The sequence below is a fragment of the Flavobacterium nitrogenifigens genome, from assembly GCF_003254565.1.
GTDB lineage: Bacteria > Bacteroidota > Bacteroidia > Flavobacteriales > Flavobacteriaceae > Flavobacterium > Flavobacterium nitrogenifigens.
In genome coordinates this window covers 26,112-33,482 of record NZ_QJRI01000152.1, presented here as the reverse complement: position 1 = coordinate 33,482, position 7,371 = coordinate 26,112, and the positions used below count along the sequence as shown (strand labels likewise).

Here is a 7,371-nt window from a genome sequence, read left to right as displayed (position 1 = left end):
GGCGATACTGAAGCTGTGCTAACCACAGCTCCGACAGTCGCCACCACGGCAGTTATAGGAAGTCCGATGGGGAGTTACCCGATCGCAGCCAGCGGAGCCGCTGCACCCAATTATGCAATCACTTATGCCGATGGTACGATGAGCGTGACAGCCGCCTCACTTACGATCACGGCAGATGATAAGAGCAAAATATACGGAAGCGCAAATCCAGCTTTGACGGTAAGCTATTCAGGATTTGTGAACGGCGACACGGAAGCATCCCTAACAACAGCAGCTGTTGCTTCAACCACAGCGACGGCTTCAAGTCCGGTTGGCACGTATGTGATAACAGCAGGCGGCGCATCATCTGCGAACTATTCAATATCATATGCTGATGGAACTCTGACGGTAACCCAAGCGTCTCTTATAGTGACAGCTGACGATAAGAGTAAAGTCTACGGAAGCGCAAATCCGACTCTGACGGTGAGCTACTCGGGATTTGTGAACGGCGATACGGAAGCATCCCTAACATCAGCAGCTGCAGCTTCAACCACAGCCACGGCTTCAAGCCCTGCTGGCACGTATGCAATAACGGCAGGCGGCGCATCATCCCCGAACTATTCAATTTCATATGCTGATGGGATTCTTACAGTAACCCAAGCGTCTCTTATAGTGACGGCAGACAATAAAAGCAAAACCTACGGCAGCGCAAATCCTACTCTGACGGTGAGCTACTCGGGATTTGTAAACGGCGATACTGAAGCATCTCTAACAACTGCAGCTACAGCCTCAACGTTAGCTACGACATCCAGCCCTGCGGGAACGTATGCAATCACAGCAAGCGGTGCGTCATCTCCGAACTATTCGATTTCATATGTTGATGGTATTTTAACAATTACACCATCATCACCATTATCAAATGATGCTGATTTAAAAAATCTTTCTATAAGCAATGGTATATTAAACCCCGTTTTTTCGGCAAATACTCTTCTGTATAATGTGACAGTGGGTAGTGAAATTTCTGCAGAAATGATAACAGCGGTTGCAGACGATCCTTTGGCTGTTATCAGAATTAACGGAGTTTTGGTTGCTAGTGGGACTTCTTCAAATCCAATTTCGTTAGAATTAGGTTTAAATGTTATAGTCATTAAAGTAGTAGCAGAAGATGGTTCGACTGTAAAAAATTATACCATCAATGTAACAAGGGAAGCATCTAATAATGCGGCTTTATCAAATTTAATGATTAGTGAGGGAAATTTGGAACCTGTGTTTGAATCTGATGTTACTCAATATAATGCAAAGGTTAAGTATGACGTAAATTCGATAACGGTAACACCTACTGCGGCAGATCCAAAGGCGGCCATAAAAGTAAATGGCTCATCTGTTGCTAGTGCGACTGCTAGCGAACCGATAGTTTTGGCAACAGGAGAAAATATCATCGAAACTGTTGTAACCGCTCAAGATGGAATAACAAAACAGATGTATACCATTACAGTGTTTAAAGGTGCAGCTCCAGACCAAGTTGTGGCAAATAATATTTTATCTCCAAATGGAGACGGCAAAAATGATTATTGGGAGATAAAAGACATTGTATATTATCCCAACAATATTGTCACAGTGTATGATAGAGCTGGTCGAATCGTATATTCAAAAAAAGCCTATAGTAACGAGTGGGATGGGGCATATAAAGGATCTCCTCTAAACAATGATACTTATTACTATCTTATTGATCTTGGCGATGATTTACCTAAAATAAAAGGGTTCATTACTATAATTAGAGATTAAAAAGTATGAATACAAGTAAGATAATAGAATTATTATATCATAATCCTAACGATATGAGCACCAATAATAAAATAGGTATGAGATTATTAACCGCTAAATGGATCTTTTTTTTAAGTGCAATTATAGGCATAACTCATTCGGCCAATGCGCAATTAACAGAATTTGAAGCAATGTACTATCAGAACCAGTACATTGCTAATCCTGCTATGGCAGGGGTAAACAAAGGTTTGGATGTTAATATAGGTTATCAGAGACAATGGGATAAAGTACCCGGAAATCCAGTATTGATGTATGCAACAGTAGAATATAATCCAGAAGATCGTATGGCGTATGGCTTTAATTTTAATAGTGATAGAGCCGGTTTAATTACAAACACTAGATTTTTAGGAACTTTTGCTTATCATTTACCAATTGATAGAGATGACCGTGAACTGCATTTTGGATTATCTTTTGGAGCGAGATTTCTCTCCCTTGATACTAGTAAAATTATTGGTGATATGACAGATCCTTCGATTCAGAATTTTAATGAAGGTGGTGCTTTGGATGGTGATTTTGGTATTTCTTATACCAGTCGTTTGCTAACTATTCAAGCCGCGGTGCCTAATCTAAATAATGTTTTTTTTGAAAATGACAATGGGGAAAGACGCTATGTCGATAATCAAGTTTTTTATTCAGCAGTAAGTTATAAAGTATTCGTAGCCAGCCAAATGAATGATTTTAATTTGGAACCTCTAGTTGCTTATCGTGCCATCAGAGGATACAAGGATATTGTTGATACGGGTATTCGTTTTAATATGCCAGAGTATAAAATGAATATTGCCGCAATTTACCATACAAATAAAACAATTTCAGGAACTTTTGGACTCGATTTAAATCAATTCGGAATTTTCTTAGCATACTCATTTTTTGCCAGCAATTCAGGAGCGTACGCAAATGATACTTTGGAATTTGGATTGAGATATAGATTTTTGGATTAGCATTTTAAAAGAAAATTTATATTGAAGCAAGAAACATTTACAATATAGGTTTTTAAGTTTGTTTTGAAAATTAAATATCTGATAATGAATTGCTTGTTGTTTTTAAGTTCGTTATTGTTTCTTTTGTGTTTTTAGGTTATTTAAATGGTTAAAATGGGAATGTTGAATATTCTATTTTTGTATTTAAAAGTTAGATATTTAGATTTTAATGTTGATAACTGTTTTTGTTTGCTTCCATTTAATGACATTTTTATATGTTGACAACTTTATTTAGAATTAGTTTAGATAGCTGATATATCGATAAGTATGGGTTCTTTTTGATCTGTTCATAAATAGTTTTTTGGAGGTTTTTTTTTCGCACTTTTTGCTGTTGATAATTGAAAGGTTTTTTAACATCTAAAATTGGACAAAAGAATAACCTTGGGTTAAATTTGTAATTATAGAAATCACGCTAATACCTCCCCAAAATAAGCGCTCGAATTTCTATTTCAAAATAGTCACTTAAAACTCTATATATATGTCAATTTTTGATAAAAGAATCAATTATAAACCTTTCGAATATCCTGAGGTTCTGCAATTTACCGAAGCTATTAATAAAGCTTATTGGGTACACACTGAAGTAGATTTTACTGCTGATACGCAAGATTTTCATGCGCATTTGGATTTGGCAGAAAAAACAGCAATCAAAAATAGTTTATTGGCAATTGCGCAGATTGAGGTAGCTGTAAAAAGTTTTTGGGGTAATATATATGAGCATTTTCCAAAACCAGAATTCAACGGACTAGGAACTACTTTTGCAGAATGTGAATTTAGACATTCCGAAGCTTATTCTCGTTTGCTGGAAGTTTTAGGTTATAATGACGAATTTGAGAAATTATTGGATGTTCCTGTAATCCGCAGACGTGTAGATTATCTTTCGAATGTATTGAAAGACACGAAGTCGCAGGATAATAGAAAATACATGGTTTCGCTCATTTTATTCAGTATTTTGATCGAGAATGTTTCTCTTTTCAGCCAATTTGCCATTTTATTGTCATTTACAAGATTCAAAGGATATATGAAAAATGTGAGCAATATTATTGCTTGGACTTCAATTGACGAACAAATTCATGCCAATGGCGGAATTTATATCATTAATAAAATTCGTGAAGAATTTCCAGAATATTTTGATGCAGAGACTTTAGAATTAATTAGAGAAACTGTTAAAGAATCAATTACGGTTGAAGCGGATATTTTAGACTGGATTTTTGAGAATGGAGCGGTTGAAACCATAAACAAAGAAGATTTGGTAAACTTCATGAAATTTAGAATTGATGAAAGTTTGAAACAAATTAATATTGAAACAATCTTTAATGTTTCTCCAGAAGAATATTCAAAAATGACATGGTTTGAAGAAGAGGTTTTTGCAAACAGTTTAGACGATTTCTTTGCAAAACGCCCTGTAGAATATACAAAGCACGATAAAAGTATCACTGCAAACGATCTTTTCTAATACAAGCCTATAATACATTATGAATACGACAGACATAAACCCTGAAAACAACAATTTTGAACCACAAAACGATAGTAAAATGTGGTGGAAAAATTCTGAAAGTGAACAGATTTTAAATCGCGGTTATCTTTTAAAAGGAGAAACCGTAGAAGGAGCAATCGATAGAATTTGTACGGCTGCAGCAAAAAGACTGTACAAGCCAGAATTGAAAGAATCTTTCATGGAAATGATCGAAAGAGGCTGGATGAGTATCAGTTCGCCTGTTTGGGCTAATATGGGAACAGAAAGAGGTTTGCCAATTTCATGTTTTAATGTGCATGTTCCAGATAAAATTGAAGGAATTACGCATAAACTGGGTGAAGTAATTATGCAGACGAAAATTGGAGGCGGAACTTCTGGTTATTTCGGTGAATTACGAGAACGAGGAAGTGCTGTAACCGATAACGGAAAGAGTAGTGGAGCAGTTAGTTTCATGAAGCTTTTTGATACGGCTATGGATACTATTTCGCAAGGAGGTGTTCGTCGCGGTGCATTTGCAGCTTATTTAGATATTGACCATCCAGATATTGAAGAGTTTTTGAAAATCAAGAGTATTGGAAATCCAATTCAGAACTTATTTACAGGAATTTGTGTGCCCGATTATTGGATGCAGGAAATGATTGATGGGGATGCCGAAAAAAGACAAATTTGGGCGAAAGTATTAGAAAGCCGTCAGCAAAAAGGATTACCATATATTTTCTTTAGCGATAACGTAAATAAAAATAAACCGCAAGTTTACAAAGATCAGAATCTAAGAATCAATGCAAGTAATTTATGCAGTGAGATTATGCTTCCGTCAACTCATGATGAATCATTTATCTGCTGTCTTTCTTCAATGAATTTAGAATTGTATGAAGAATGGAAAGATACTGAAGCAGTAAAATTGGCGATCTTTTTCCTTGATGCCGTTTTACAGGAATTTATCGAAAAAACAGAAGGCAACTATTACCTTTCTGCGGCCAATAAATTTGCGAAAAGACATCGCGCGCTTGGTTTAGGAGTTTTAGGATGGCATTCTTATTTGCAGAAAAACATGATTCCGTTTGAAGGAATGGAAGCTAAAATGAAAACAACTGAAATTTTCAAACATATTAGTGATAAAGCTGATAAAGCAAGTCAAGAATTGGCTAGAATTTACGGTGAACCAGAATTGTTAAAAGGTTATGGAAGACGTAATACAACGACAATGGCAATTGCGCCAACAACTTCATCTTCTGCGATTTTAGGACAAACTTCGCCAGGAATCGAGCCTTTTAGCAGTAACTATTATAAAGCTGGATTGAGCAAAGGTAACTTTATGCGTAAAAACAAATACCTTAAAAAACTGCTTGAGGAAAAAGGTTTGGATAATGAAGAAGTTTGGAGAGGAATTATGCTAAACGGAGGAAGTGTTCAGCACATGGAACAATTGACTCAGCAGGAAAAAGATGTTTTTAAAACATTTAAAGAAATCAGCCAGCTAGAAATTGTACAGCAAGCAGGAATTCGTCAGAAATTTGTTGATCAAGGACAAAGTTTAAATCTTAATATTCCAGCAGAATTGGCGATTAAAGATGTAAACCGTCTGATGATTGAAGCTTGGCAGCAAGGAGTTAAAAGTTTGTACTACCAAAGAAGCCAAAGTGTTTCTAAAGAATTAGTAACAAGTCTTGTTTCTTGCAGTAGTTGTGAATCATAAAAATCAAAAGCCGAATCTTAATTTTAGATTCGGCTTTTTTATTCATACTATTTGTCATTCTGAGGGACGAAGAATCTCACACAAAAAGCCACAAAGATTTTTCATATAGTTTTGTCATGTCGACGAAGGAGACATCTTCGCAAGTAGCTCCACAATCAAAATAAAAAAAATCAAACCTTAGACTTTAATCGACTCAAAGTTTCCTGAGAAATATTAATATAAGAAGCCACAATTTTATTAGGAAGCCGTTTTACAATCGCAGGATTAATTTTCAAGAGCTGATTGTATCTCTCCAAAGCATCCATTGTAGTAAAAGACATTAAACGATTGGCATTATTGACATAAGCTTTTTCCAAATAATTGCTGTAAAACTCACGCCATTGCGGAACAATTTCCATTAAATGATTAAAATCTTCGTGGGAAATGCTCAGTAGTTCCGATTTCTCTACAACTTGAATATTTTCAAGCGCAGGCATTTTAGTTATAAAACTGACTAAAGCTGTAGCAAACTGATTTTCAAAAGCAATATATCGTGTGGCGTCTTTTCCTTCTTCATTAATAAAAAAGATACGAAGACAGCCTTTCGCAACAAAAAAGGTCTCTTGACTGATTTGACCTTGAGCCAGCAAAATCTCATTTTTTCCTTTTTTGATAAGTTTAAAATAAGAGAGAATGGTTTCTAAATCTTCATCAGAAACATTTATACTTTTTCGAATGGAATTGCCAAGCTGTTCGTATATCATTTAGTTATAATCTCTAACGAATTTGCGGTAATAGATAATATCTTCAATAGATAGAACCACCAAATCGTGCTGTTGTGCAAAGCTAATGATTTTGTCTAGTTTTGCCATGCTACCGTCTTCGTTCATCAATTCGCAAAGAACAGCTTCAGGTTGTAAACCTGCCAATTTCATTAAATCGACACTTCCTTCAGTATGGCCATTTCTTCCTAGAACGCCATTATCGTTTGCTCTAAGAGGAAAAATGTGTCCGGGTTTTGCTAGATCTTCTGGTTGTGCGTTTATGGCAACAGCTGTTTTAATAGTAGTGATTCTATCTTTGGCAGAAACTCCAGTTGTAACTCCGTTTTTCGCTTCAATAGTAATGGTAAACGGAGTCTGAAAACTGCTTGTGTTTTCTTTTACCATATAGGGAAGTTCGAGTTCATCGGCTTTTTCATTAGTAAGACAAAGACAGACAATACCGCTACATTCTCGAATCATTAAAGCCATATCTTGAGTATTGATATGGTGCGCAGAAAATATCAGATCGCCTTCATTTTCACGGTTTTCATCGTCGGTTACCAAAGCGCCTTTTCCGTTTTTAAGCTGTTCCAAAGCATTTTCAACACGCTCTTTACTTGAAATTCCGAATTGCACTAACGGACTTAATTCTGTACTTATCATAAAAACTTTTTAGAA

6 protein-coding genes are annotated in these 7,371 nt (G+C 35.9%); 4 read left to right on the top strand and 2 right to left on the bottom strand.

What is annotated here, in order from left to right; all coding sequences use genetic code 11:
- From DM397_RS01660 to DM397_RS01645, 4 genes are all read left to right on the top strand, one after another.
- Nucleotides 1-1,764: MBG domain-containing protein (locus DM397_RS01660; RefSeq protein ID WP_162615450.1), on the top strand; the 1,764-nt coding region annotated here is incomplete at its 5' end.
- A gap of 5 nt (nucleotides 1,765-1,769) precedes the next feature.
- The gene (locus DM397_RS01655; RefSeq protein WP_111375890.1) at nucleotides 1,770-2,741 is read left to right on the top strand and encodes a PorP/SprF family type IX secretion system membrane protein; all 972 of its coding nucleotides are present in this window, start codon (nucleotides 1,770-1,772) and stop codon (nucleotides 2,739-2,741) included.
- A 517-nt stretch (nucleotides 2,742-3,258) separates the two neighbouring features.
- A complete protein-coding gene (locus DM397_RS01650) occupies nucleotides 3,259-4,233 on the top strand; it encodes a ribonucleotide-diphosphate reductase subunit beta (RefSeq protein ID WP_111375889.1) in 975 nt (324 codons plus the stop codon).
- 19 nt (nucleotides 4,234-4,252) lie between these two features.
- On the top strand, nucleotides 4,253-5,950 hold the full coding sequence (locus DM397_RS01645; RefSeq protein ID WP_111375888.1) for a ribonucleoside-diphosphate reductase subunit alpha: 1,698 nt from the start codon (nucleotides 4,253-4,255) through the stop codon (nucleotides 5,948-5,950).
- A gap of 170 nt (nucleotides 5,951-6,120) precedes the next feature.
- Here DM397_RS01645 and DM397_RS01640 read toward each other — a convergent pair whose 3' ends face one another.
- Together DM397_RS01640 and ribB are read right to left on the bottom strand one after the other, a co-directional pair.
- Nucleotides 6,121-6,693 carry a Crp/Fnr family transcriptional regulator gene (locus DM397_RS01640; RefSeq protein ID WP_185957099.1) on the bottom strand — a complete coding sequence of 191 codons (573 nt, stop codon included), beginning with the start codon at nucleotides 6,691-6,693 and terminating at the stop codon, nucleotides 6,121-6,123.
- Entirely contained in the window at nucleotides 6,694-7,356 is a 663-nt protein-coding gene (gene ribB / locus DM397_RS01635) for a 3,4-dihydroxy-2-butanone-4-phosphate synthase (protein ID WP_111375887.1), read from the bottom strand.
- Between the last annotated feature and the right edge of the window lie 15 nt (nucleotides 7,357-7,371).

Excerpts from the sequence above, each read along its gene's own strand:
- DM397_RS01640 (WP_185957099.1), bottom strand. The coding sequence starts at position 6,693 with ATGATATACGAACAGCTTGGCAATTCCATTCGAAAAAGTATAAATGTT.
- ribB (WP_111375887.1), bottom strand. The coding sequence starts at position 7,356 with ATGATAAGTACAGAATTAAGTCCGTTAGTGCAATTCGGAATTTCAAGT.
- DM397_RS01645 (WP_111375888.1), top strand. The coding sequence starts at position 4,253 with ATGAATACGACAGACATAAACCCTGAAAACAACAATTTTGAACCACAA.
- DM397_RS01650 (WP_111375889.1), top strand. The coding sequence starts at position 3,259 with ATGTCAATTTTTGATAAAAGAATCAATTATAAACCTTTCGAATATCCT.
- DM397_RS01655 (WP_111375890.1), top strand. The coding sequence starts at position 1,770 with ATGAATACAAGTAAGATAATAGAATTATTATATCATAATCCTAACGAT.